Raw genomic sequence first — 25,470 nt, 5'->3', positions numbered from 1 at the left:
CGTAATCCACCAAAGCCACCACCCGCACGTCGGACCCTATGATGGTGGATTACGGCCTTCGGCCTAATCCACCCTACCCCTGCCGCGCCGGAATGGTGCAGTTCGCCTTAGGCTCAGTGCACCCTACGGGGAGATCAGGGCGGAGGAACGGTGCTAGTAGCCGGTGAACAGCTCGGCCTTCAGCGGCGCTTCCCGCCAGGCCTTGTCGATGGCATCCATCATTTGCTCGCCACGGGCATCACCGTCATCGATATCTTCCGGTGGCTGATCACCGTAAATTTCGCTGAATAACCCCTCATAGACCGCATTGACGTCGTAGTCCGCAGGGACTAGATCATCCCATTCCAGTTCGCGGGCCGCCCAGCCCGGCAAGCTGATCAACAGACACAGAAAGATGATCAGACTACGCATATCAGTTCCTCGGGGTCAGGCCATCGGCCAGGCTGTTGCGGAAGGCTTTTTCCGCTGGAATCAGGCCGGCCAGGGAACCGGCCAGCAGGATCGCCGCAAGGGTAGGCAATTCCCGCACCGACAGGAAGGTGTCCGGCAGGCGCAGGGACCATTCCGCCAGTGCCAGCGGCGCCAGTGCCCACTGTGCCACAAACAGCAGCGTCAGCCCCAGCAGGCTGCCGATCACCGTGACAAGCAGACTCTCGCCCACGATCACGCCATAGACGGCAAGCCGACCGGCGCCAGCGGCGCGCAGCACCGCCAGTTCGTGGCGGCGCCCTTCCAGGGCAGCCAGAATGGTGGACACCAGCACCAGTAACGCCACCAGCAATACCGCCATGGAGGTGGCCCGCAGGGCGTTTTCCCCCACCGCTGTCATGCGCCATAGTCGCTGCAGCTGGACACCGGGAATAATGGCGCTTAGCGGTTCTGCCTTATAGCGGGACAATTCCCGTTGCAGGCTGAGTACGGCGGTGCGTCGCTCCAGACCCAGCATCACTGCATTGACCGAATCCGGAGTGTCGGCCCGTTGACCGGGCCGGGGCGGTAGCCCGGAACGAAACTGGCCGCCGCTGTGAATGGCGGCCATGCCGGCCAGGGAAACATGCACGCTCTGATCCACCGGGGTGCCGGTAGCGGACAGCACGCCCACCACAGTAAACGGGTGGTTATCGTGCTCGATAATGGCCGGGCCGCTGGCACCATGGGCCAGCACCATATCGTCTCCCAGCTGATAGCCCAGCCGCTGGGCCACCGCACTACCGAGCACCACATGATCCTCGCCGGCAAACCATTGCCCGTCAGCCAGGGACAGCGCCTGGTCCTGTCCATAGCGATAATGGGCCAGATAGCTGTCGTTGGTGGCCACCACCGGGAAGCCTCGATGGGAGTCTCCGAGGGCGATGGGAATCCACCACTTCACGTCCGGGTGGTCGGCCAGATGCTCCACCGTGTCCCAGCGAATGCCGGCGGTGGGATCACTGAGCCGGAACACGCTGTACAGCAGGATATTCATGGGACCGCCCCGAGCGCTGACAATCAGATCAATGCCGGAAACGGTGCTGGCAAAATTGGCGCGCACCTGGTGACGCAGCCGCTCGATGCCCACGATCATCACCAGACTCAGAGCGATGGCCACCACGATCAGGGTGGCAGAGGTTTTACGCGTGCGCAGGGAGGCAAGCACAATTCTAGGCAGCATGGTGCTCCCCCCCGTTCAGTGCCGAGAACGCGATGCTGCGGTGGAAATGGTCCGCCACCTGGTTGTCGTGGCTGACCATCAGCAAGGCACTGCCGGCGTTTTCACAGTGCTCGCAGAGCAATGCCAGCAGGGTATCGCGGCTGTGGCTATCCAGGGCCGAAGTGGGTTCGTCGGCGATGATCAGATCCGGTTTACCGAACAGGGCCCGGGCGGCAGCCACCCGCTGTTGCTGGCCGAATGACAGCTGCCAGGCGGGCAAAGCTGAGGTGGCTGCATCCAACCCCAGACGGGTCAGCAGATCCTGTGCCGCGACCCTTCGCTGCTTGTTATTGCCGGCCGCTTCCCGTTCACAGCGTCGCCGGGAGAACCCGGCACTGAGACAGACGTTATCCACCGCAGTCAGGTACGGCAGCAGGTTGAAGGCCTGGAAGATGACACCGATATGGTCCGCCCGAAAAGCGTCCCGGCGCCGTTGCGACAGAGAGGAAAACAATTGTCCTGCCACCCGGATGTCACCCTGCTGAGCCGGCCTGATGCCGGTAATCAACGACAACAAGGTGCTTTTCCCGCAACCACTGGGGCCATGCAGCAGCACCCGCTCACCGGCCTGCAGCACAAAGCGATCGATATGAATGAAAGGCCGGGCTTGCCCCGGGTGCTGATAACGCAAGCTATCCAGTTCAAGTACCACAGTTACTCCAGGGGAATGCGGGTGTTACCGGGCGCCAGACGCAAAGCGCTCTGCCCGTCAGGCAATAACAGGATGACCTCGGTAGCCAGACCGGAAAAAATCGCCAGGAACGGCAGTGTGACCTCGCTCAGCTTGTCCGGGGACTGACACTGAAAGGTCCATTCCGCTTCCACGTCCGCGTGATGGCTATGCTCATGGTGAGCATGATCGGGGTCGTGCTGCTGACTCTCCGGAAACAGTGCCTCGACTCCGCTACGGGTTTCATGGCTGAGCCTGCAGCCTGCGACAGGGGACGGCAGCGGCTCACTCACCTGTTTCAGGCGATCCGCATAGCGAACCCGGGCGGCGGCATCCGCCGGCGGTTGCTCGGTGCCGAGAATATCCATCAGCGGCGCCCGGAAACTGACAGTCAGGCTCTGCCCTTCCACCACTACCGCCGCGTCGGCCAGACCATGCTGATGGACCCCGGCGGCGTTAGCCAGATTGCTGAGCAACATCAATAACCCGAACCCTAACCCGGCCAGGCATTCAAGCCGTACGAATCTCTTCATGATGACTCTCACATTCCTTGCAGGCGCGGATGTTGCCCACATGGGTGGCAACCAGACAGATTCCGACCAGGCTGGTGAGCAGCGGTTCCCACAGGGTGTCATGCAACGCTGCTTCGAACGCAGTGAGCAGACACAACGCGATCAGCGCCAACAGACCTGGCAACAATACCTTGCGCCGCCGATGCCTGCGGTAACCGGCCACCATGGCGAGCACACTGACCGGCACGATCAGTGCCAGCAACGCCTGATGAAACAGTTCATCCACGCCGCCAACCACCGACAGCAAGCCAATCGCAAAGAGGCCGGCGACGCTGGCCACACAATGAATCATACACAAACCAGACAGGGCGATGGCCGCCTGGTCCAGACGTAAACGTGACATGGTTGTCTCCAGAATCTTCAACGGGTTTCTGAATCGTTGGAGCCTTGTTCACAAGGCGAACTCGCGCCGTTTGGCTATTCGCCTTGCAAGCAAGACTCCAACAACCCCCGCAGTCCGCGAGGATTACAGCGCAACACAACTCGCGCAGCGGCCATGCACTTCCAGCAAGGGGTTCTGCTGGGTCACGAACCCCAGGCTGTTGATGCTCTGCTGCAACTCGCTGATGGCCGCCCCCGCCATGGGGGTTTCCTGCACGGCACCACAGTCGTCACAGAGCAGGAACACCGTGCCCTGGTGACCGTGATGGCAGGTGATGTGATCGCAGGCCAGGTATTGGTTGGTGGAACTGAGCCGGTGGGCTAGCCCCTGTTGCACCAGAAAATCCAGCGCCCGGTAGATGGTGGGCGGCTGGGCATTGTCCTGGTATTGCGCCTTGAACTGGTCCAGCAACTGGTAGGCACTCTGAGGGCCCGACTGGGCCAGCAACAACGCCATGACCTGACGCCGCTGGGGAGTCATGCGCACGCCCTGCTCGCGGCAATGCTGTTCGGCGCTGGCGAGAATACGGTCGGTGCGGCTCATGACAGTCCTATATATCCAGTGTGACCAGCAGGCGTTGCTGACCGGGAGACACGGGCGGGGATCGGTGAACCACGCCCGAGCCCGGATTATCCCGCCAGGTGTCGCCTTTGAACAGGGCTACCTGCCCGGCCGACAACTGTTGCACGCTGTCGGCGGCAAAGCGGCCCTCCTGCTCTACGCCCGGCACCAGCAGACCGGCAGGCACCGACGGAGCCGGCAGCCACTGGCTGCCCGGGCCACCGTAGGTACACAGCAAGCGCACGGGGATGCGATCCACATGGAAACGCGGGCACATGGGCTTTTCCAAAGCAGTGACGCGCACTCCCACGCCACTCACACCGAACAGGCAGGCCATCATGCCCGCCAGCAACATCAGGTCCTCACGCAGTGGTGCAAAATCCTCACCGGGCAGCGAGCGCTCGATGGAACCCGCCAGGTCTTTAACATCCAGCCAGCTTTTTGCCGCCAGCTTCTTCCGGCATGCCTGCTGTACAAGCTGCTGATCGATCGGGCTGCGCCGATCCCAGACTGCCACCTGTACCGGGTCCATCATCACATCGGCGAGCACCCCGGCATCATCGCGCATGACCAGTCCCGGTGCGGCATAGGCCCTGGGCAACGTCCTTGCGTCAATCATCCGGCCATCTCCCACTGCGGGAACGGATCTTCCAGCTGCTGCCACAATGCCTTGCCGGCGAGCATTTCTTCTTCCGTGAGCAGACAGGCATCCAGCGCCCGGCGAGTCGTCTCCGGTTGCAGGTTGTGACCAATGAAGACCAGTTCCTGGCGCATGTCGCCGAAGGGTTCCTGCCATTTCTCCATGATCATGGCGCGGTATTCCGGGTCTGTGGGCCAGTTGTGGTTCGGCACGGTTTTCCAGAACAGGCCCGCCGGGCCGTGGTGGGCGATCTCGCCGGCCTGGCTCCAGTTGCCGGCAAATTGCGGGCGGCTGGCCAGCCAGAAGAACCCCTTGGAACGCAGCAAGGTGCCGTAGGGCCAGGGCTGCTGCAGAAAGTCCCAGAACCGTTGCGGGTGGAAAGGGCGACGGGCTTCATAACTGAAACTGCTGATGCCGTATTCCTCGGTTTCCGGCAAGTGCTCGCCGCGCATTTCCTTGAGCCAGCCCGGCGCCTGCTGGGCTTTTTCAAAATCGAACAGGCCGGTATCCAGCACCGCATCCAGAGGCACCATGCCGTGCTTGATCGGTATTATGCGAGCGTCCGGATTAAGCAGCCGCAGCGTGGCGCAGAGCATCTCCAGATCTGTCTCGCTGACCAGGTCGGTCTTGCTGATCAGCAGCACATCGCAGAATTCCACCTGCTCCACCAGCAGGTCCACCACGTTTCGCTGATCGTCTTCGCCCAGACTTTCACCGCCTTCCTGCAGGGTGCGGGCACTGCGATAGTCGCGCAGGAAATTTACCGCATCCACCACCGTGACCATGGTATCCAGCCGCGCCACCGAAGAAAGGCTGTCACCGTTTTCGTCTTCGAAGGTAAAGGTTTCCGCCACCGGTAGCGGCTCGGAAATGCCGGTGGACTCGATCACCAGATAGTCAAAGCGCCCTTCCCGGGACAGCCGGGTTACTTCCAGCAGCAGGTCTTCGCGAAGGGTGCAGCAGATACATCCGTTGCTCATCTCTACCAGCTTTTCCTCGGCGCGGTTCAACGACACCTGGTTGCTGACCAACGCCGCGTCGATATTGATCTCGCTCATGTCGTTGACGATCACCGCCACGCGCAGGCCGGCACGGTTATTGAGAATGTGATTGAGGACGGTGGTTTTGCCGGCACCGAGAAAGCCCGATAGCACGGTAACGGGTAGCTGGCGCACGGGCGTCGCTTGCTGAGTAGTCATGGGATTATCCGGTTCGTGAATGGACATAATGTCTTTCGTTGGCTTCCAGCCGGGTTTTCACTTCGGCGCAATACTCCGTGGTGGGCCGGGCCAGCAGCCGGCGTAATCCGATGGGTTCGCCACTGATCTGGCAATAGCCATAGTCACCCTGGTTAAGACGACGCAGGGCCTGACGGATTTTTCCCAGCAACGCCTGACGACGAGCCAGGAAGCGCAGCTGGTGCCGGCAGGCTTCCTCATCCGCAGCGGCATCCAATGGGTCCGACTGGGGCGGGGTTTGTAATGCCTGTCGAGCGTCGGCCAGTTCCTGTTCACAGTCCTTGGCCAGTGCCAGCAAACGGTCACGGAAGAATGCCTGCTGAGCAGCATCCATGTAGTCCCACTCCGACATGGCGAGCAGGGCCTTTTCACTGGGAACGTCCGGCATGATCGCCTCCTTTTAAAGTTATGTTATAACATAACAATAACTGACGGCAATCCGTTGCACGGAAAAAGCCCCATGGCCCTACCGATGATTCCCTCTCAAAGAAATGACGAAACTGTATTACCTGGGTTTACGCGCTGACGCCGAGGAAAGCCTTGATACACCAGCGCCTGGCGGCGCTGGAAAATTCAAAAAAACGACGACCCGGACATTCATCGCGCTGCCCCACAGGCAACAAAGCCGGGCCCTTATCGGACTGACTACCCTTCTACTCTGCACCCGCCATGAAGGGCACAACCTGATACCCCGCCTCCTCAAACATCACCCGCAGGCTATCCGGCCCACCAAGGTGCAAGGCGCCCACCAGCACCAGATTCGGCGTACCTTCCGTCATGGCCTGCTGGATTTTCGGATACCACTGGCGATTACGCTCGATGATAAGATTCTGGTAGATACTTGGGTATTCGGTCTGCATTTCATCGGCACCCAGCAAGGCGTAGAGACCATCCATGTCGCCTTTGCGCCAGGCATCAACGGCCTCCTCCATCATGCCGTCCATGTGCTCAATGCCTTCCAGGGAAGACTCGATCAGGACATCACTACTCTCTTCATTGAGCTGCGCCATGAACGACAGCAGGGTATCGCTGGATTCCAGGAAACCCAGCGTCTTTCCTTGCTGATTGGCCCGGGTAAAATAAAATTCGTCCACGCCCCGGCCAAACCCCTGACGCCCCAGTTCATGAACGGTCATGGCCATGGAGACCATGGCCGGCTTGAACCCCTGGTAGGTGGCCAGCGGAAAGTTGGCCTGGGCAGCATAGTCCTGGAATTGCCGCCAGACCGGATCGGACAAATCGTCTTCAAGGGAACGACCAGCTGGCTGCATCATCATCTGCGTCAGTCGCCGGGAAAAGGCCGGCGAGGCAGAGTCGGCCAGGTTGGATTCCAGATACACCTGCTGCGCCTGTTCATAGGCCTGCTGCATGGCTGCCGGTGGTGGCAGATCCGCCTGACGCAGGAAATGCACGGTAGCCCCCAGCCGGATACGTTTGCCATCCTTGCTGACTTCCCAGACCGGATCCGCCTGAAGCCAGGGCGCCACAGACAGCAACACCACCAGCACCGCAAACCGTCGAATAATCGATAACCCCATGACAACCCCCCGTTATTTTTTTCCAGTGTGTCAGCTTGCGGTGAAAAAGAAAGATGGATTCCACTCAGGTTACTGGCGTGATTGATCAACGGTTAGCCCGCCAACATGACTCCTGTAAAAACCGGCGCCTCTGAGCTGGCAGAACCGTTATTGCAGCAAAGGTAGCAACCCACCGAGCACACCGGCGGCGATCAGATTGAGTACGATACCGGCGCGGATCATGGTTCTCTGTGGCACATGGCCGCTGCCGTAGACCATGGCATTGGGCGGCGTGGCCACCGGCAACATGAACGCACAGCTGGCGGCAAAGGCCACCAGCAGGGCCACGGTGACCGGGTCGGCGCCCACCGAAGAGGCCACTGGCATCAGCAGCGGTATCAGCAAGGCAGCACTGGCGGTATTGCTGGCCAGCTCGGTGAGAAAAATCACGAAGCTCGCGATGATCAGATAGACCAGCCAGGTTTCCCCTGCCGGTAGCGCCTGACTGATACCGTCTGCCAGCCAGGCGCTGGTACCGGAACTCTGCAGCAACATGGACAGCGTAATACCGCCACCGAACAACAGAAGCACGCCCCAGTTCGCGTGCGCTTCAATATGCTGCCAGCTCACGCAACGGCTGATCCCCAGCAGGACAATGGCCATGCAGGCCACCCAGCTATCAAAGGATGTCTCGATACCCAACCTGTCCCCCAGGGGGGCACCGAAAACCCACAACCCCACCGTCAGCAGAAAAATCGCCAGCGTCATTATCGCGCCGGGGCTGGTCGGAAAAGGCAGGATGGTTTTCACATCCACTGTTGGCAGATTGGCTTCCGGGCGAGTGGTGTAAAACAGTACCAGCAGGGCCAGCGGAAACAGCAACACAAACGCCGGGATACCAATGGCCAGCCAGTCGTTGAATGACCAGCCCAACGCCGCTGCCGCGATGGCATTGGGGGGACTGCCCACCAGGGTAGCCATGCCGCCGATATTGGCGGACCAGGCCAGGGCCAGCAGCAGAAATACCCGATAACGGGGATGACTGTCAGCCAAGGGGGCGGATAGCCCCAGGGCAATGGGCAGCATCATGGCGGTGGTCGCCGTGTTGCTGATCCACATGGACAGCAGTGCTGTGGTGACTGCAAGCAGTAACGCCGCCGGTAACGCTCTGCCACCGGCCAGGGTCAACAGCCGCTGCGCCAGCCAGCGGTCGATACCGTGTTCGCCCAGCGCCGCCGCCAGGGCAAAGCCTCCCAGAAACAGGGCCACGACAGGATGGGCAAAGCCGGCAAGCGCGCTATCCAGATTCGCCAGCCCCAGACCGACGCCAAGCACCGGTACCAGCAGCGCGGTAAACGTGAGCGGAATGGCTTCGCTGAGCCACAGCAGCCCGATCAGCACAAACAGGGCCAACCCAGCTCCGGTTTTGGAGTCAGCTGGTAGATGGTATGCCATTACAGCGGCCACAACGGCCATGGCAATCAGCAGGAATCGCATGGTTATTATTCTGTTGCCGGTTCAGCCCGAGCTTACGGACTGCCTGCCGTAATAACCAGTGTCCAACATGGAACCACCCCAGCTCACACTGACCCCGCAGCACCGCCATGCTAGGGTTAGGCCCCATGGATACGATTAAACAACTCGAAACAGCCATGGGTCAGATTGTCGGCTTTCTCTGGGGACCACCGCTGGTCGTCCTGCTGGTGGGCGGCGGTCTGTTCTTCCTGCTCTATTCCCGCCTGCTGCCCTACCGCTACCTGCCGCAAAGCGTGCGCCTGCTGTGGCGCAAACCGGACCGCGATGATCCAGGTCAGCTCTCTCATTTTCAGGCGTTAAGCACTGCGCTGTCCGGCACCCTGGGCATGGGCAATGTGTCCGGTGTGGCTATTGCCATCGCGGTAGGCGGCCCCGGGGCGATTTTCTGGATGTGGGTCAGTGCCCTTGTGGGTATCGCCACCAAATTCTATACCTGCACCCTGGCGGTGATGTTTCGCGGCCAGGACAGCGAAGGCCAGTGGCAAGGCGGCCCCATGTATGTGGTGCGCGAAGGGCTGGGCAAGAAATGGCTGCCGCTGGCCTATTTCTTTGCCGTAGCCGGATTGCTGGGCACCATGCCGATCTTTCAGATCAATCAACTGGTCCAGGTGCTGCGCGACACCCTGGCCATCCCTGCCGGGCTGGCCAGCGCCGATGCTCATTTCACCTTCGACCTGATGCTGGGCCTGGTGCTGGCCCTACTGGTGATGGTGGTGGCTCTGGGTAAGTTGCCCCGGCTGGGCAAGGTCACCGGCATGCTGGTACCGACCATGGTAGTGGGATATCTGCTGCTTACCGCCGTGGTGCTGGCAAGCCATGCCAGCGAGATCCCTGCCGCCTTTGCGATGATTTTCGAGGATGCCTTCAGCGGCAATGCCGTTGCCGGCGGCGTGGTCGGGGCCGTGATAATCACCGGCATTCGCCGAGCCGCGTTTTCCAATGAAGCCGGCATCGGTACCGAAGCCATGGCCCATGGTGCCGCCCAGACCAGGGAGCCGGTGCGTGAAGGCATGGTCGCCATGCTCGGGCCGGTGATCGATACACTCATCGTCTGCACCTGCACGGCTCTGGTCATTCTGATCAGCGGCGTCTGGCAAAGCGGGGAAAGCGACGGGGTCACGCTTACCGCCAACGCCTTTGGCAACCTGTTCCCCCATGGCGGCGCCGTCATTCTGGCAGTGCTGGTGTCCCTGCTCAGCCTGAGTACGGTTTTTACCTTCTGGTATTACGGCAGCAAGTGCCTGGGCTTTTTGATCGGGGCAAAATACCAGCACCATTACATCTGGTGGTATCTGGTACTGGTCGTGCTGGGCGCGGTGGCATCACTGAAGCTGGTGGTGAGTCTGATCGATTCCATGTACGCCCTGATGGCGATTCCGACCATGACCTCTGCCCTACTGCTGGCGCCGAAGGTCAATCAGGCGGCTAAGCGATATCTCAAGCCGTCGCAAGCATCTCGGTGAATTGCTCAAAATCGCCAAGGTGCCAATCGGTTTCGTCAGGGTAGAGGCCGGTTAGTGCAGGATCATAGAAACAGCTGATCATATTGGCGCGACGCGCCGCCTGCAGGTCATAAAGAAAATCGCCCACGTAGACAAGGCGCTTCGGGCTGAGGCTCCAGGCAGCCGCGATCTGTAACAGGCCGTCTGGTGCGGGTTTTGGCGGGCAGTCTTCCCGCGCCAGCAGCATATCTACCTGTATACCCAGACGGGACATAGTCAGGTCGGCGACTTCCCGGGCATTGCGGGTGAGAATGGCGGTAGGCAGGTTACGGCGGGCACAAAACTGCAGGCATTCGCGAGCACCGGGTATCCATTCGGCACGCTCGGCACCGCGGCGCTCATGATCGAGAACAATCTGCTCGGCAGCACGTCGCTCACTCCCAGGGAGCAACTGAATATATTCCAGTACCCCTACCCCCTCCGGGCACGCCAGTTCGCTACGAATGGCGGTAAAGTCGAGACGCGAATCCGCCAGAGTACCGTCCAGATCGAAGATCACTCCCTGGATCGAGGACAGGATATCAAGGTCAGGTATTTTCATCATTGCAGTGTACCCCGAGCCAACGTGAAAGCAGCAACAAGCCTGCTATTCACAACGATCAAACTGGGAGATACTGACCCTCGCGTTATTAGGGAGTGATGCTCATGAAACGCTTTGCAAAAGCACTCAGCGGATTGGCCCTGTTGTCGCTGGCCCCTCTGGCCAGCGCGGGCGGCGTCTATATCGGCGGCGGGCTCTACAACGCCTCCGTAGATGAAAAAGTCGACAGTCTGAACTTTGACGATAGCGATACTACCGGCGCCCTCTTCCTTGGTTGGCGCCCCATCGAACTGATCGGCGCGGAAGTGGGCTATTACGATTTCGGCAAGCAGGAAGCTGACAACGGCACCAAAATTGAAGGCGGAGCCCTTACCCTGGCCGGGCTGCTGAGTTTCGAATTGGGCCCGGTGGGTCTGTACGGCAAGGCCGGTGTGGCGGATACGGATTTTGATATCAGCAATGGCGCCAGCAAGGATGATGATTCATCCACGGATGCCTTCGGCGGGGTCGGTGCCACCGTGGATCTGCTCGACAAGCTATACCTGTATGGCGAGTTCGTGCACTTCGATAATGATGCCGGGGTCGATATGATCGGCGCCGGTCTGCGTTACCACTTTTGATGATAAGCACAGCCATCAAATAGCCTGTAGGAGCCTGCTTGCAGGCAAGCTCCTACAGGTAACGTCTTCAACGTGTCTGGGTGTTGATCCGATCCAGGGCCTGCACCCGGGTCAATTCCTTATCTTCAAATAGCTGCTGCTGCAGCCGTGCCAGGGCCACCTGCTGATCGGTGTGTGACAGGCCACTGCTGATCAATTGCTGGCGTTGCTCACGGTAGTCCTCATAGCGCGTCTGCCAGTCTTGTCGCTGTTGTTCCAGTGCCTCGAAACGCGCCACGGCCTGGGTCCCGAAAGTCTGCTCCCGCAGCGCCCGGATTTCCGCGTCGCTGGCACCCTGCTCCCGTAACGTCTGGGTGCGTTGCTCCAGCCATACCGGTGCGCGGGTGTCATAAAGCATCTGCTGCATGCCCGGCGGCAGGTTCTGCTCAAGGTTGCTCAACTGCCGGTCGCGTTGCGCTGCCGACAGCCCTTCCTCTTCAAGCAGTGCCTGCCGTTCGATCATGTACCGGTCGTAGGTCATATCCAGGCCATAAAAGGCATCGGCGACTTCCGGGCCCAGATAGGCCTGCTGCATATCATGGCGCTGGCGGATGGCCGCGCGCATGGCCGTCACACTGCCATCGTGTTCCGGTAATTGCTCCATGGCTTGCCGCAACCCCATGTATTGCTCATAGAGCGCCCAGGCCTGCTGCGCGGCTTGCGGTGGCAACTGTTCTGCCAAGTGTCCCGCCAGGCGCGCCTGAATATCGTCCAGGGACTCTTCCCCCAGCGCCGTCAGAAAATAATCAAACACCTGGCGAATGGCAGGATTGATCAGCAGATCGCCATCGGCAGTGACCCGCAGATTGCCATCCACCTGGGTACCAACCAGGGAAGCCGGTGCGGGCCCCAGAGCCTGCGCACGCTGGCGGTAGTAGTCGTAGCGGGTCGAACCGGTCAGCTCCGCTTCGACGGGTTCCTCCAGGCGAGTGCGGTCGGTATCGGCGGTGGAATCCGGCGGACTGTTGCGATCGGAAGCGCCCGGTATACCCCAGATCAGCACTGCCGCCATCGACAAAAGCAACAGAACACCCACAAGGTAGCGTTTTTCCATGGTGATTCCCTTTTTGTTGTTATTCTTTTGGTTGTGCTGTTCGCCCTGATTCTGTCGCCCGGTTAACTTTCCTCCAGCCCCAGCAGCCGACTGAAGAAGGGTGACGCCATCATCTCCTGCCAATCGTGCCGGTTACCCAGCATGGCGATACACAAACGCCCCATGACCTGAATATAGTGGGGCATCTCGGTATGTTCGGCCTGCATGCAAAACTGATAACCAAGATGCTCAATGCCCTGCACCAGAGACGTTAGCGCCAGATCTCCCGGCGGGGTTCGACCGTGTTTCACCATGCTGTCATGCAAGATGGCAACGATGCGCCGGTTATGTTCATCGCGATACCGCGACACCGGTGATGAGCGATCATGCAACTCGCGAAACCGAGCCTCCATCAAGAGTCCCTTGGAGCGTCCCCAGTTCAGGTAACCGCTCAAGGCCATGGGCAGATAGTCATAAAACTCTTTCTGCGGCTGTTCGAACACTTTGACAAACAACCGCTCCACGTCCTCGTTACAGTCGCGAATGATCTCATCAATCACATCCACGGCGGAGGAGAAATATTTATAGAAGGTGGGGCGTGACACATCCGCCTGCTTGAGAATCAACGCCACTGTGGTGCCATAGGTGCCATGCTCTCCATACACCTCCCGGGCCGCCTCAAGAATCCGCTCGCGGGTGTCCCCGGTTTTTCCGACCGGCCGTCCCCGCCGCCGCTTTTGTCCTGAATCAGACTGCATTCTTCCCACCCTTAACACTGATGTTACTTTACCCCAATTTTCCAGGCTGACCAGACACAACCCGGAAAACACCCGAAACCATTGGAACTGATACTTTATTCTTAATGCCGTGCACAGTTAACAGCAGAATATAGGCTGCTTATAACAAACAAATATTAACATTGCTGTTAATTAATGGCCTGGCATCCTTTAAGGTAAACCCACTCCTGAATCAAGGAGCGCTCGGCGAAGACCCGGCAGTACGCCGATAACAATAAACAACAAGGTGATGCCAATGATTTCATCCCGAAGAGCGCCGCTACGGGCGCTAAGTCTACCCCTTTGTCTGCTGCTGTCAGCCCTCTGCGTGCCCGCGCATGCCGGATGGTTCGACTGGCTGTTCAAGGATACCTATACCGAAACCCGTTACCCCATCGTGCTCAGCCACGGGCTGTTCGGCTTCGATGATATTGCCGGCTATAACTACTGGTACCGGATTCCCGAGGAGTTACGCCGTAGCGGTGCCGAGGTGTATGTGACCCAGGTGGCCGCCGCCAACAGTACCGAAGTGCGCGGCGAACAACTGGCTCGCCAGGTGGAGGCGATCCTCGCTGCGACCGGTGCAGAAAAGGTCAACCTGCTCGGCCACAGCCATGGTGGCCCCACCGTTCGCTATGTGGCCTCGGTATACCCGGACTATGTGGCGTCTGCCACCTCCGTGGCTGGCCCGCATACCGGCGCCCGCATGGCGGATGTACTGCTGGGCGTACAGGAAACCTTGCCACTGGCTGGCGACCTTCTCGGCAGCATCGTCAACGCCGCAACCGGATTTCTGGATCTGATTTCCGGTGGTGGCTATGAGCAGGATTCCTTGGCTGCCCTCTATTCCCTGTCCACCGCCGGCAGCACGGCGTTCAACAGCCACTATCCCGAAGGCCTCCCGGACGACACCTGCGGCCATGCCCCGGAAATGGCCGATAACGGCGTGCGCTACTACTCCTGGTCCGGCGCCAAGCCTTTGACCAATGTGCTGGATATCAGCGATGCCGGTATGGGCCTGCTCGCCCTGCTTTACCTTGGCGAGAAGAACGATGGCCTGGTGTCCAGTTGCTCCAGCCACCTGGGGCTGGTGATCCGCAATGACTACCGCATGAATCATCTGGACGAAGTGAATCAGATCGCTGGCCTGGTCAGCCCCTTCGAGACCAACCCCACAGCAGTATTCCGCCAGCATGCCAATCGGCTGAAAAACCGCGGACTCTGAATCTGGCAAAACAATAAAAATAACGGGAGAGCAATTTCTTTGAGGGCGCCGCAAGGCGCCCTTTTCTTTTCTTCTTCGCAGGTAGAGTGAAGAAATACTGCGATGGGCCTGCAGACATATGCGATATCAAAAACGTAGGGTGCACTGAGCCTCAGGCGAACTGCACCGATCCGACGTTTGATGGTGCAGTTCGCCTGAGGCTCAGTGCACCCTACGCGATCTGCATCGTTGGTCATTCAGATTCAAGATTCTGTCATCCTCACCGCTATTTCCCGGACAGGCGCCACACTGTCATGCAATCGACACTGGCTTTGCCAATTGTCAGCAACGATACTGGCCGGCTGCCTTTCTTGCGTAGCCAGCTTGACCTCAAGTCAGGTTGAGACTTTAGGGTTGATTCAATCCGTTCCTGTGTCGAAAGAGATGCACCAGGAACGACGACGTAAGATGCCCTGTTGCGAGGAAAACGCTATGCCCACCCCCCAACCCGCCACACGCCGTGAGTGGCTGGGACTGACGGTGCTGATGCTGCCCACCGTGTTGCTGGCCCTGGATATGACGGTGCTGCATCTGGCCGCTCCCCATCTCAGTGCCGATCTGAAGCCCACCAGCGCCGAGCTGCTGTGGATCCTGGATATCTATGGCTTCATGATCGCCGGCTTCCTGGTGACCATGGGGACTCTGGGCGATCGCATTGGTCGGCGGCGTCTGTTGCTTACCGGGGCCACCGCCTTCGGTATTGCTTCAGCCATGGCGGCCTTTGCCACCAGTGCGGAAATGCTGATTGCCACCCGCGCGTTACTGGGCATTGCCGGGGCCACTCTGATGCCCTCTACCCTGTCGCTGCTGCGGAATATGTTTCAGGTGGAGCAGGAGCGCACCGTGGCGATTACCGTGTGGATGACCGGTTTCATCGTCGGTAGTGCCATTGGTCCGCTGGTGGGCGGTGCGTTGCTGGAATTCTTCTGGTGGGGCTCGGTGTTCCTGCTGGGGGTACCGGTTATGCTGTTGCTACTGGTGTGCGGCCCGCTGCTGTTACCGGAATTTCGTGATGAGGAAGCCGGCGCCCAGGACTGGACCAGCGCCCTGCTATCGGTGGCCATGGTTCTGGCGGTCATCTACGGTCTGAAAGACATGGCACGCAACGGGGTGTCACTGATGCCGCTGCTGTCCATTGCTCTGGGCCTCGCTATCGGGATGCTGTTTGTCCGTCGCCAGCGGCGGCTGGCCGAGCCCATGTTTGATCTGTCGCTGTTTGCCATCCGCACCTTCAGCACCTCGGTGGCGGCCATGATGCTGACCATTCTGGCCCTGTCCGGCGCCTGGCTGATGGTATTCCAGTACCTGCAGGGGGTCCTCGACCTGTCGCCGCTGGAGGCCGGGCTGGTGATGCTGCCGCCTGCCCTGGTGCAAACCGTAGCCTCTTTGCTGGTTCCCCGGCTTACCCGTTACCTGCCCCACTGGCAACTGGTCAGCGCCGGGCTGGTAATGGCAACCTTCGGTTTGCTGATCCTGCTGCTGGTGCACAGTCCGGCCCAGATCCCCTTGTTGATCGTGGGAATGACAGTGATGGGCGTGGGCGTCATGCCGATGATGATTCTGGGTACCGACATGGTGGTCAGCGCCGCACCGGCACGCAAAGCCGGCGCGGCATCGGCCACCTCGGAAACCGCCACGGAACTGGGTATGGCGCTGGGTATCGCAGTGATCGGCAGTATTGGCGCGGCCGTGTACCGGCAACATATGCTGGAGCAGCTCCCTGCGGGATTGCCTGACGAGCTGTCACTGGCTGCCGGGGATACCCTGGGCGGGGCCATCGGTGCCGCCGCGCAGTTGGGCCCGGAACTGGGCGCGCCGGTGATGGCCGCCGCCCGAGAGGGCTTCAGCCTGGCACTGCATACCAACTCCGCCATTGGTGCAGGGATTCTGGCGATGACCGCCGTATTGGTGGCCGTGATGCTGCACAACCGCACTCCGGACGATGCCGCAAACGCCGAGCCGGCACCGCCTACTTCACCCGATCAACAATAACCCGGGTGTCACCGGCCTCTGTCGGGCCGGCGCCGAAGGCCGCCACCAAGGTGGGGCCTTCGTGCAGGCGCACCTGCTGACGGATTCTGTGGCGACCGTCACCACTGACGCCATAGGCGATGTCGAGAGAAAAGCTGTCCTTGGCCAGGCGGTCAATTGCCACGTCATAACCACTACCACTGACTTGCCAATGGTGACGACTGTCACTCTGATAGAGCCGAATCACCCAGTCGCGACCGCCCTCTTCATTGCCCTGCTCCACCACCCGGATACCGCTGTCAGGTACGCCATGGCGCTCCATCACCAGAAAGTGGAAAGCACTGACAATCGCCACCAGACACACCACCGCGCTTGCCAACAGACGCCATTTTCCCGTCATTGCCGACCCCTATCAGTTATCCAAAGCCCATTGTTTCAATTCCGTTTCCGGGGGGCCTCTGCGTAACTCCTTGCATGCTCAGCGAGACCTGAAGTGTGCAGCTGTTGTGTTTTGTCGCGACGGACAGGGTGGTTCCCTTTCCTAGCGACAAAGCGCAGCAGATGTGCGCTTCAGATCTCGCCCTCCGGGGCTTTCAGGCTGGCCCACACTCGTTGTTGCACTTTCTCGACAGGCAACCAGCATGCCTTTAAAAGTGCGCCTAGATTGTGAACCAGCCTGAAAGCCTGAGTATACAAGGACTTACGCAGAGGCCCCCTACTCTCACAGTGGAATTGTATTTTTTGGCCAACAGGCGTTAAGTGGATGACAGGATCATTGGAGAAGAGGTGGTATAACAATGAAAATGCACATCATGCCAATTCGCCGGAATCTCAAGTTTCACGTTCCGGATGACAAGGTACTCAACTGGCACAGTTGGGGTCCCACGGTCACCCAGTTCTTCAACACCCTGTCGCTGTTTTTCCCGGAAGGCGAGCGTTTCTTCATCAACAGTGTACGCAAGTATCGCGACCGCATTGAGGACCCGGAACTGCAGGAAGCGGTGCGGGCCTTTATCGGCCAGGAGGCCATGCACGGGCGCGAGCACGAGGATTACAACCAGAAGATGGTGGAGGCCGGTCTGCCGGTGGATACCCAGGAAGCCATTGTTTCCAAACTGCTGGATGTGATTTCCAAATACACCCCCAATGCCCTGCAACTCTCCGCCACCGTGGCACTGGAACACCTGACCGCCATTCTTGCGGATATCCTGCTGCGTGAACCGGACCTGATTGATGATTCGGATGAGTCATACCAGCGTCTGTGGCACTGGCATGCCCTGGAAGAGACCGAACACAAGGCGGTAGCGTTTGATGTTTACCAGACCGTATTCGGTAGCGGCATCAAGGCGTGGGCTTTGCGCAGTGTGGGCCTGATCCTCGCCACCACCATTTTCTTCTCGCTGTTCTATCCTTTCTACCTGATCAACACCTGGAAGGTAGGCCAGCTGTTCAATCTGAAAGGCTGGTGGCTATCGTTCAAGTTCCAGTGGCTGAAACCGGGCGGCCTGCGCCGGGTGGTGATTCCTTGGCTGGACTGGTTCAAACCCAAGTTCCACCCCTGGGACCATGACAACCGGGAGTTCCTGGCGGAAATGGATAACCTGATCGGCGACGCAGACGGCTATCAGAAAAACGAAGCAGCCTGATCCAAAGCGACAAGGCATGCACAAAAAGCCCCGGAAAGTTCCGGGGCTTTTTGCTTAAGGGGATTCTTGAAAAAGCAGACTGTGCCAACGTCTTCGTCATGCGAGCATGACTTCCCACACATCCCGAAGTTGGGGTTTGTGGGAAGCGATGTTTACATCGCGAAGGGTGTGCACTGGCACAGACCTCAAGTGAACGATATGACCGGAGAATTCCAGGGCCTTTTCAATTCGCTCCAGTGGTTTCGGCTGAGCGGAGGGAGCGGGGTGAAACCACCGCTCCCACAAAACCTGGCTATGCGATCGCCGCCACCGTCACGTGTTTATTCCCGTTTCACCTCGACCCACTGGCCCTTACTCCGCGCCTGACGGCGACCGTCGTACATGGCTTCCACGGTCCAGGCGGGCAGGTAGAAACGGCCGGCGAAGGAGGCGTTCAGGTCCACGCTCAAGGTCAGAGCATTCTTGCTGCCGGGTTTCAGGTCGAAGTAATGCATTACCCGGTCATCGCGCAGATCCTGATAGGTCACCTTCTCGTTGTTGTCCGCGCTGCCATCCAGGCGACTGCTGGTGAGCTGCCAGCCGGAAGGCAGGATTTGAGTCAGCGCCACATCGTCCAGAGTGCGCGACCCGGTGTTGGTCACCGTGACTTCGGCAGTGAAGTCCTGCCCCTGGTCCAGGCTAGCCGGGTTGATCGGCTTGTCATTGGCAAGGAACCGCACTGCCAGACTCAGGCCTTCGCTCACCGGCGCTTCGTTGCCCGGCAACGGGGTGCCGGTCTGGCTTAGGGTAACGAACAGCTTGCGGTCGCTGTCGTTACTCACGCTCAGCGACTGCGTGTCATCCCCTTCCCTGCTGCCGGCATTGAGTGGCTGGCGGGTGACCGGCGAGGTGGCGGCAATATCCTGCCAGCCCTGTTTGCCTTCCTGCCACGCAAAGCGGTAACCATGATCGCCCCCCTGACTGCCCGCATAGCGGGCCATGGCCATCAGTGACCAGGCGGTGGTCTGGGTGCTGTACCAGCTCTGCCCGGATAGCTGATCGGCAATGTCACGGGCCAGGGTCCAGGCCTCCTGCTCCCGGTTCTGCGCCTCAGCCACAGTCAGGCGAATGGCCTGATCACGCAGGGAGGAGCCATAGGTGTAGCTGGCACCGTCATACTCCAGATTCTCAACGTCCAGGGCGGTCAGCTCCGCCGCCACATCGCTGAGCCCCATCTGCTGATAGGCCGCCGCCAGCAACCAGCGACCGCTGTGGTAACTGGCGCTGCGAGGATAATCCTGCTTCGCCATCTGCAGACGCTCGCGCAGGCGGTTCATGGCCCCCACCTGGGGCTTGCCGGCCAGGGCCAGGGTGTACTGGCGATAGGCTTCGGCGCTCCATTCCCAGGGTCGATCTCCCAGGGTCTGACTGCGCCGCGACTGATAGTCGACCCAGTCATCGATCATGCCGGCGGGCACCGCATACCCCAGCCGTCTGGCTTCCAGCAGGAAGTGGCCGGCATAGGTGGAGCCCCAGTCATTGGCCTGGGCCTGGCCGGGCCAGTAACCGAAGCCGCCATTGGCCAGCTGGAAACGCTTGAGCCGTTCGATGCCGGCGGTAATGTTGGTCTGGATCTCCTGTTGCTGCTGCTCATCCAGTTGCACCAGCTGTTTCAGGTACAACTGCGGCAGCACCGACGAGGTGGTTTGCTCGACGCAACCATGGGGATAGCGCAGCAGGTAATTCAGGCGTCGCTCCAGGCCCATGGCCGGCAGGGCACTGACTGTCAGGGTAGCACTGTTGGTACCGGTCATACCGTGGTGCTGGTAATCCAGCGCCCAGCTTTCCCCTTTCTCCAGCATCTTGAAGGTATCGCGGGTAGTAGGCGGGTTGGCCGCCCGTACCGGCAGGTGCACGGTTTCGCTGGCGCGATGCTTGCCGCCCGTGGCCGTCACCGTGACAGAGCCGGTACCCACCCGGTCGTTGGCGCGCAGACGCAGCATGGCGATCTGGTCCGACGGCCCGGTAAAGGTCATTTCCGCCTCGCCGGTTTCCACACTGAACAGGTCATCATCCGCCTGCACGGACAGCTTGACCTGTTTCACCGCGTCGTCGGTCACGAACACCGTCACCGGCAGGTCCACGGTTTCGCCGGGGCCCATCACCCGTGGCAGGGTACTCAGCACGGCCAGCGGCTGGGTGACGGTGATGTCCTGATCGGCCTTGCCATAAGCACCGTTGTCACCGGCCACCACCATGGCCCTGACCTGCCCCATGTAGGACGGCAGGGTGATCTCGTGACTGGCGCTGTCGCCCGCGTCCAGGGTGAAGGGACCGAGGAATTTCACCACCGGCGGGAAACGGCGGCGCTGTTTCTCGCGGCCGTCATCGGCACCATCGGAGCCGCCCAGGGCCAGCAACCGGTCCAGCTCGGCCCCGTAGGCGCCGACCACCATATCGAACAGGTCCCAGGTCAGTACACCCAGGGCCTCACGACGGTAGAAGGCGCCATGGGGATCCGGGGTGCGGTAGTTAGTCAGGCCCAGTAGGCCCTCGTCCACCAGCGCCAGGGTATAGGTCATGGCCTTGCCCTGCTTTTCGCTGACTTGCACGATGAAGCTTTCTTCCGGCTTCACTTTTTTCGGAGCCTTGATCTGCGGCTGCAGACGGGTGGCCGGGTCTTCCACCAGCAACGGCACGATGCCGTACAAGCGGATGGGACGATCGTTGTCCCGCTGGTGTGGCTGCAACAGGGCCACATGCACATACACGTTGGGCGCCATCTCGGCAGTGACCGGGATATCCAGCGTCTGGGCCTGGCCACTGGCCGGTAGCCAGTAGTGATCCAGCACCCGGGAGCCGTTCTCCAGACTTACCAGCAGGCGGCCTTCGCTGACGGCGGGCAGTTCCACCCGGGCGGTGTCTCCCACCTGGTAACTTTCTTTATCTGCGGACAGGGACAAGCGGGTGGCGGCATCCTGGCTGCCACTGGCCTGGTCGCTGCTCCAGCCCAGATACACCGTCTGCGAGGTGCAGTGATCACTTTGTCGATCACAGACGCGGATCAGGTGGCGGCCCCAGTCATAGGCGGCACCGTCCAGCGTCCACTGGCCGCGCCCCTCTGCATCGGTGGTGATCTGGGCCTGGGTGACAGATCGGGTGTTGGGGTCGCTGATAAAGTTGCTCAGGTCCTCGCCGGAACGGTCCCACCACCAGCGCCAGTCAATTTCATAAACAGTGATATCCAGGGGCCGACCGGATACGGCCTTGCCCTCACTGCTGACGCTGATCAGGTCGATGGCGTGCTTGCCCTCGCGGGACAACGCACCGCCCCAACCACTGCCCTGCGGCACCTGCATGCCTACCCAATGTTTGAAGGGATAGACCGGCACACTGCGGATCTGGGTGCTGTAGTCACCGCTGTTCTCAAACACCCGGGTTGTCAGGGTGGCACGCAGCAGGCCAGGGGTCTGCTCCACCGGGATGGTGAGCGGAAAGCTGGCCTTGCCCTGCCCGTCCACATGGGCCTCGAAGGCAGTAAAGGGCTCGCTACTGAGCGCGCGGGTGCTGTCATCGAAATGATAGGCATTGAGGCCATCGAAGCGGGTGGTGGTCGCCGCCACTCGTACTTTTACATCCGCTTTCAGGTTGGCGGCGGTAGCGCCGTTGAGCCATTGAGTAAACAGGCCCACCTGCGCCGCCTCGATGGCGGGCAGTTGCTCGGGCAATTCCAGGTCGATCTTCAGGCGGTTGGGCTTGATCGCTTCCACCCGCACCGGGGTATCGAAGTAGCGCTGGCCCAGCCGGGCTACAGCACGCCAGTTGCCAGTGGGCGCGTCTTCACTGGTGCTCAGGGTGAAGGCATAGAAGTCTCCCACCGGCTGATCCAGGGTGTAGCTTTTCACCTTGTTTCCACGGGGGTCGAACCAGTTCAGAGTCAGCGGGTGATCGTCGGGCAGCACAGCGTTCTTGTCTTCGAGAATAAAGGTCAGGTGGATGTCATCGCCCGGGCGCCACACATCACGCTCTCCGTAGAAGAACCCTTTCAGGCCGTCTCGCACGGTCTGGCCGCTGGTGTTGAACTGGTTGGTGGGCAGCGCCCGGTTGCGGGCCACTTTCAGGAAACCGGTGTCGCGGTCTTTCACCGCCTGCAGATAAAAAGGTGTGCCATCCAGCTGGATGCTGGCCATCCCTTCTTTATCGGTAAGACCCATGCCCACCTGTTGCTGCTGGTAGTTGTAGGCCTTCACCACCACCTCGGCGGCGGGCTGGTTAGTGTCCAGGGTGGTAGCTACCACGTGCAGGGTATCGTCCTGACCGCGCTTGGCGATCAGCCCCAGGTTGGAGGCCAGGAAAGCGCGAGTGCTGCTGGCCAGGTCGTTATAGCGGTAGTAACTGTCGGAGCAGGGGTTGTCCTGTTCATACCAGCTCAGGTAGCCGGCATCGCGGTAATAGTCGGCCAGCCGGTCCGGCTGCTGCTGTTCCTGGCCCGGGCCCTCGTAGTTGTCCGGCAGGGTTGTGTTGCGGGTCAGGGAGGCATCCGGGCAGGTGTAGGTAATGTCATCGCCATCAATGGTCAGGGTGAGATGCACCAGACCATTGAGGTGTTTGGCCATCAGCTCGGTCAGGTCCAGATGATAGCGCTGCCAGCCGTCGCCGTTGGCGGGCAACTCAAGGGTTTTCTGCCACAGGTAGCGACCGGTGCGGGTGTCCATGTCCCCTTCATCCAGCTCACTACCCTGCAGATAATTGCCAATATTGTCGTCAAACACCCGGAAGGCCTGCACCTTCACCGAGCGGATCCCCACCGCTTCAAAGGGCACGCTGAGTTGCTTGCCATCCGGCAGGATGGTGCCCTTGCCGGCAAAGCGCACGCCGGGCTTGCTCATCATCAGGGTGACGGTTTTTTCCAGTTTTTCCGCCAGCCGGCCATGGCGGGCGGAGCGCAGGCCGGCATCGATCACCAGCGCCACATTTTCTTCCTTGTCGTCCTGCGGATAGACCCGCAGGCGGCTGCCGTCCACTTCCAGGCGTGGCGCCTTGCCGTTCAGGGTGACCAGGCCGTTGAGGTTCTGGGAGCCTTGCAACGCCTCGGAAAAATTCACTTCCACATGAGGTTTGGGGTAGTTCACTGCCCGCACATTGGTGACTTCGAAGACCGCCACCGCCGGGACGTTGTAATGGCGTTCACCCTGGTTCTCTACACCCAGGGGGGAGCCATCCCAGCTCAAGGTCACCTGGCTGGCCTGGTCACCCCGGCGGATGCCGGCAACGGTAAATCCATGGCGGAAACCGGCCTTGTCGTGTTCCCAGCGTACCGGTAGCGTCTGATTGTCCTGGCTGGCACGCAGGCTTTTCTCCACCGCTTCGGCCTCGGCCAGATCCCGGGTTTCCAGGCTACCGGTGAGCACCATTTGTTCGCCGGCCTCGGCCGGCAACAGGGACTGCACCGTCAGGCTCAGTTGCTGACGCATCACCTGCAGGGGGAATTCTGCCGGAGGCAGCGTTTCATCCACACCGTCCAGGCCCTGGGCATAGAGCATCAGAGTCAGCGTCTCACCGGCGGCCAGCGGTTCCGAGGGGCGGATTTCCAGTCTGTCTTCGGCGGTGAAGCGTATTTCTGCCGGCATGTCCGGCACCAGACGGGCAACGCCGGAGACCGGTTGATCAAGCTTTTCTGCAGACGCTACCGGATGATTAAAGCGCACCACCAGCGGCGCCCGGGAACTGATGATCGAAGGGGGAGATGCCGCCAGGTGAGCCTGCCAGCGCTGATCCAGCTGTGTCGGCGCAGGCTGCGCGATTTGCCTGTCGGCTTTATCCTGTTTAGGAGGAGAGTCACTGTCCCCCTTCTCTCCGGTATCACAGGCGCCCAGTGACAATGCCAAGCACAGCATCAGTAACCGAAAAAACGGCAATCCCCTCGTTGACATAATACGCTTCCAATGCAAATTGATGATCAGGCCAAACATAGCACAACCGTTCTGCAATGCGTGGGCAGATCCACCGCAGTGTCAACGGTTTGGCAAAAGAGAAACAGCGGATTGAGCGGGGTCCTGTCGTGATGCAGAAAAAAACCGGCTGGGGGCTGGCAGCCCTGGCCATGGCGTCGCTACTGACCACCTGGTGGCTGACCCCGGGCGATCCCGATGAGGCGCTCTGGGAGGACTACCTGAGCCGGATTGCCCGGCTGACTCGACAGGATATTCCCGCGCGAGACCCGCTTCCCGTACTGGCCTATCCCGGTGCCCGGGAACAACGGCTGCCGCTGCCGGAACACCGGGTGGATATGCTCGACTATCTGGAACTACGACACTGCGGCCTGATGGAACTGATCAGCCAGCGCAACAGCTCGCTGGGTAAGCTGCAGGCGGATTCCTTACGGCTCAGTCATGAACTGGCGTTTATTCACCAGGCGCGCACCTGCCTGGAGGAACAAACCCTGGATGACCCGGAGCTGGTCAACGTCATGTCGCAGGTGGTGGCCGAAAAGGAAGCCGCGCTGCCGGCCCTGTACTGGAATGTACTTACCGCCAGCGAGGAAATACGGCGCTTTTTCAGCCAGTCCCCTTCCGCCAGTGTCGGCGACACCAGTGCTGCCTTGCAGAGCCTGCAACAGCTGAGTCACACCCTGATCGCCCACAAACAAAGTGGCGCCGTGACACCACTGAATCTGGAACCCTTGCTGGAAACCCTGGCCCGTAACCAGGCCGGCGGTCATCTACTGCGGCGCATGGCGCTTTCACTGCGGGAACTGGAGCGGGGCAACCAGCTGCTCGAAGGCATTGATCCGCAGCGCCTCTGCCCCCGCAATCAGGCCAGCACCCGGGCCCGGCGGTTGCGCAATGTGCTGGACAATGTCTGGGGCCCCAGTGTGCAAAAATCGCTGGCGGAAAGTCGCCGCCAGCGCCAAACACTGGCTGACAGCCTGGAACAGATGAACGGTCTGCTGGATTCACCCCCTGCCCCTTTCACCCGCTGGCGGCACCATTACTTCGGCCCGAACGGGGTGGAAAGCCGCATGGAGCGTGCGCTGGAGCGCCATGTGACCCTGTGGCAGGAACACCTGGGCGCCTGCGGACTGATGCCGGGGAAACCCTGACTCGGAGCTTATATGCACTTTCGTGCAAAAATTGACCTGGCGGGCTAAACAGAAAGTCTACAAAGCGAATGTTTCGGCGAACAACTGTCCACATAATGCCAAGCGTCGATGAGGTCCCATCCATCGACTCCGGAGTTTTACTCCGTGATAGCTCTCCCGAGCCAAACTATTCACGGCGCCTTTTGGCGCCG

At 60.3% G+C, this 25,470-nt stretch carries 22 protein-coding genes; 6 read left to right on the top strand and 16 right to left on the bottom strand.

Annotated elements, in window-relative coordinates:
- Positions 1 to 153 precede the first annotated feature (153 nt).
- From ACMG4M_RS06845 to ACMG4M_RS06795, 11 genes are all read right to left on the bottom strand, one after another.
- A complete protein-coding gene (locus ACMG4M_RS06845; protein WP_414430995.1) occupies positions 154 to 411 on the bottom strand; it encodes a hypothetical protein in 258 nt (85 codons plus the stop codon).
- Position 412: 1 nt separating this feature from the next.
- Positions 413 to 1,651 (bottom strand): ABC transporter permease, encoded by a 1,239-nt coding sequence (locus tag ACMG4M_RS06840; RefSeq protein WP_414430994.1) that lies wholly within the window; start codon positions 1,649 to 1,651, stop codon positions 413 to 415.
- Complete coding sequence (locus ACMG4M_RS06835) at positions 1,641 to 2,342, bottom strand: ABC transporter ATP-binding protein (protein WP_414430993.1); 702 nt, start codon at positions 2,340 to 2,342, stop codon at positions 1,641 to 1,643. Before ACMG4M_RS06835 ends, ACMG4M_RS06840 begins: the two co-directional genes overlap by 11 nt.
- Positions 2,343 to 2,344: 2 nt before the next feature.
- On the bottom strand, positions 2,345 to 2,893 hold the full coding sequence (locus ACMG4M_RS06830; RefSeq protein WP_414430992.1) for a ZrgA family zinc uptake protein: 549 nt from the start codon (positions 2,891 to 2,893) through the stop codon (positions 2,345 to 2,347).
- The gene (locus ACMG4M_RS06825) at positions 2,871 to 3,275 is read right to left on the bottom strand and encodes a MerC domain-containing protein (RefSeq protein ID WP_272998335.1); all 405 of its coding nucleotides are present in this window, start codon (positions 3,273 to 3,275) and stop codon (positions 2,871 to 2,873) included. Before ACMG4M_RS06825 ends, ACMG4M_RS06830 begins: the two co-directional genes overlap by 23 nt.
- A 123-nt stretch (positions 3,276 to 3,398) precedes the next feature.
- Complete coding sequence (locus ACMG4M_RS06820; RefSeq protein WP_035247687.1) at positions 3,399 to 3,857, bottom strand: transcriptional repressor; 459 nt, start codon at positions 3,855 to 3,857, stop codon at positions 3,399 to 3,401.
- A 7-nt stretch (positions 3,858 to 3,864) separates the two neighbouring features.
- Positions 3,865 to 4,494 carry a DUF1826 domain-containing protein gene (locus ACMG4M_RS06815; RefSeq protein WP_232222063.1) on the bottom strand — a complete coding sequence of 210 codons (630 nt, stop codon included), beginning with the start codon at positions 4,492 to 4,494 and terminating at the stop codon, positions 3,865 to 3,867.
- Positions 4,491 to 5,714, bottom strand: coding sequence for a zinc metallochaperone GTPase ZigA (gene zigA / locus ACMG4M_RS06810; protein ID WP_414430991.1), 1,224 nt, complete (start codon positions 5,712 to 5,714; stop codon positions 4,491 to 4,493). Before zigA ends, ACMG4M_RS06815 begins: the two co-directional genes overlap by 4 nt.
- A gap of 4 nt (positions 5,715 to 5,718) precedes the next feature.
- Positions 5,719 to 6,141 (bottom strand): TraR/DksA family transcriptional regulator, encoded by a 423-nt coding sequence (locus ACMG4M_RS06805; protein WP_272962391.1) that lies wholly within the window; start codon positions 6,139 to 6,141, stop codon positions 5,719 to 5,721.
- 265 nt (positions 6,142 to 6,406) lie between these two features.
- Entirely contained in the window at positions 6,407 to 7,291 is an 885-nt protein-coding gene (locus tag ACMG4M_RS06800) for a TraB/GumN family protein (RefSeq protein ID WP_414430990.1), read from the bottom strand.
- Between the two features lie 147 nt (positions 7,292 to 7,438).
- Positions 7,439 to 8,767 (bottom strand): SLC13 family permease, encoded by a 1,329-nt coding sequence (locus ACMG4M_RS06795; RefSeq protein ID WP_414430989.1) that lies wholly within the window; start codon positions 8,765 to 8,767, stop codon positions 7,439 to 7,441.
- A gap of 125 nt (positions 8,768 to 8,892) precedes the next feature.
- Here ACMG4M_RS06795 and ACMG4M_RS06790 point away from each other — a divergent pair, with 125 nt between their 5' ends.
- A complete protein-coding gene (locus ACMG4M_RS06790; RefSeq protein ID WP_414430988.1) occupies positions 8,893 to 10,269 on the top strand; it encodes an alanine/glycine:cation symporter family protein in 1,377 nt (458 codons plus the stop codon).
- On the opposite strand, the gene ACMG4M_RS06785 is transcribed toward ACMG4M_RS06790, so the two are convergent.
- Positions 10,244 to 10,852, bottom strand: a complete 609-nt coding sequence (locus tag ACMG4M_RS06785; RefSeq protein ID WP_414430987.1) for an HAD family hydrolase — start codon at positions 10,850 to 10,852, stop codon at positions 10,244 to 10,246. The genes ACMG4M_RS06790 and ACMG4M_RS06785 overlap by 26 nt on opposite strands.
- Before the next feature lie 101 nt (positions 10,853 to 10,953).
- Here ACMG4M_RS06785 and ACMG4M_RS06780 point away from each other — a divergent pair, with 101 nt between their 5' ends.
- Positions 10,954 to 11,469: an outer membrane beta-barrel protein gene (locus tag ACMG4M_RS06780; protein WP_414430986.1), complete on the top strand. Its 516-nt coding sequence runs from the start codon at positions 10,954 to 10,956 to the stop codon at positions 11,467 to 11,469.
- Positions 11,470 to 11,536: 67 nt separating this feature from the next.
- On the opposite strand, the gene ACMG4M_RS06775 is transcribed toward ACMG4M_RS06780, so the two are convergent.
- Positions 11,537 to 12,562, bottom strand: coding sequence for a lipase secretion chaperone (locus ACMG4M_RS06775; protein ID WP_414430985.1), 1,026 nt, complete (start codon positions 12,560 to 12,562; stop codon positions 11,537 to 11,539).
- 62 nt (positions 12,563 to 12,624) lie between these two features.
- The gene (locus ACMG4M_RS06770; protein ID WP_052042763.1) at positions 12,625 to 13,299 is read right to left on the bottom strand and encodes a TetR/AcrR family transcriptional regulator; all 675 of its coding nucleotides are present in this window, start codon (positions 13,297 to 13,299) and stop codon (positions 12,625 to 12,627) included.
- Positions 13,300 to 13,573: 274 nt separating this feature from the next.
- Between ACMG4M_RS06770 and ACMG4M_RS06765 the strand changes: the two genes are divergently transcribed.
- Both ACMG4M_RS06765 and ACMG4M_RS06760 read left to right on the top strand, forming a co-directional pair.
- Positions 13,574 to 14,542 (top strand): esterase/lipase family protein, encoded by a 969-nt coding sequence (locus ACMG4M_RS06765; RefSeq protein ID WP_414430984.1) that lies wholly within the window; start codon positions 13,574 to 13,576, stop codon positions 14,540 to 14,542.
- 471 nt (positions 14,543 to 15,013) lie between these two features.
- Positions 15,014 to 16,573, top strand: a complete 1,560-nt coding sequence (locus ACMG4M_RS06760; protein WP_272975041.1) for an MFS transporter — start codon at positions 15,014 to 15,016, stop codon at positions 16,571 to 16,573.
- Here the strand turns inward: ACMG4M_RS06760 and ACMG4M_RS06755 are convergent.
- The gene (locus tag ACMG4M_RS06755; protein ID WP_414430983.1) at positions 16,551 to 16,952 is read right to left on the bottom strand and encodes a hypothetical protein; all 402 of its coding nucleotides are present in this window, start codon (positions 16,950 to 16,952) and stop codon (positions 16,551 to 16,553) included. The genes ACMG4M_RS06760 and ACMG4M_RS06755 overlap by 23 nt on opposite strands.
- 397 nt (positions 16,953 to 17,349) lie before the next feature.
- Here ACMG4M_RS06755 and ACMG4M_RS06750 point away from each other — a divergent pair, with 397 nt between their 5' ends.
- A complete protein-coding gene (locus ACMG4M_RS06750; RefSeq protein ID WP_414430982.1) occupies positions 17,350 to 18,198 on the top strand; it encodes a metal-dependent hydrolase in 849 nt (282 codons plus the stop codon).
- A gap of 320 nt (positions 18,199 to 18,518) precedes the next feature.
- Here the strand turns inward: ACMG4M_RS06750 and ACMG4M_RS06745 are convergent, their stop codons facing one another.
- The gene (locus tag ACMG4M_RS06745; protein ID WP_414430981.1) at positions 18,519 to 24,110 is read right to left on the bottom strand and encodes an alpha-2-macroglobulin family protein; all 5,592 of its coding nucleotides are present in this window, start codon (positions 24,108 to 24,110) and stop codon (positions 18,519 to 18,521) included.
- A gap of 131 nt (positions 24,111 to 24,241) precedes the next feature.
- Here ACMG4M_RS06745 and ACMG4M_RS06740 point away from each other — a divergent pair, with 131 nt between their 5' ends.
- Positions 24,242 to 25,279: a DUF3080 family protein gene (locus tag ACMG4M_RS06740; RefSeq protein WP_414431121.1), complete on the top strand. Its 1,038-nt coding sequence runs from the start codon at positions 24,242 to 24,244 to the stop codon at positions 25,277 to 25,279.
- Positions 25,280 to 25,470: the final 191 nt, after the last annotated feature.

The organism is Alcanivorax sp. IL3 (genome assembly GCF_047495465.1).
Taxonomy (GTDB): Bacteria; Pseudomonadota; Gammaproteobacteria; order Pseudomonadales; family Alcanivoracaceae; genus Alcanivorax; species Alcanivorax jadensis.
This window is presented reverse-complemented; position numbering and strand designations above follow the sequence as displayed.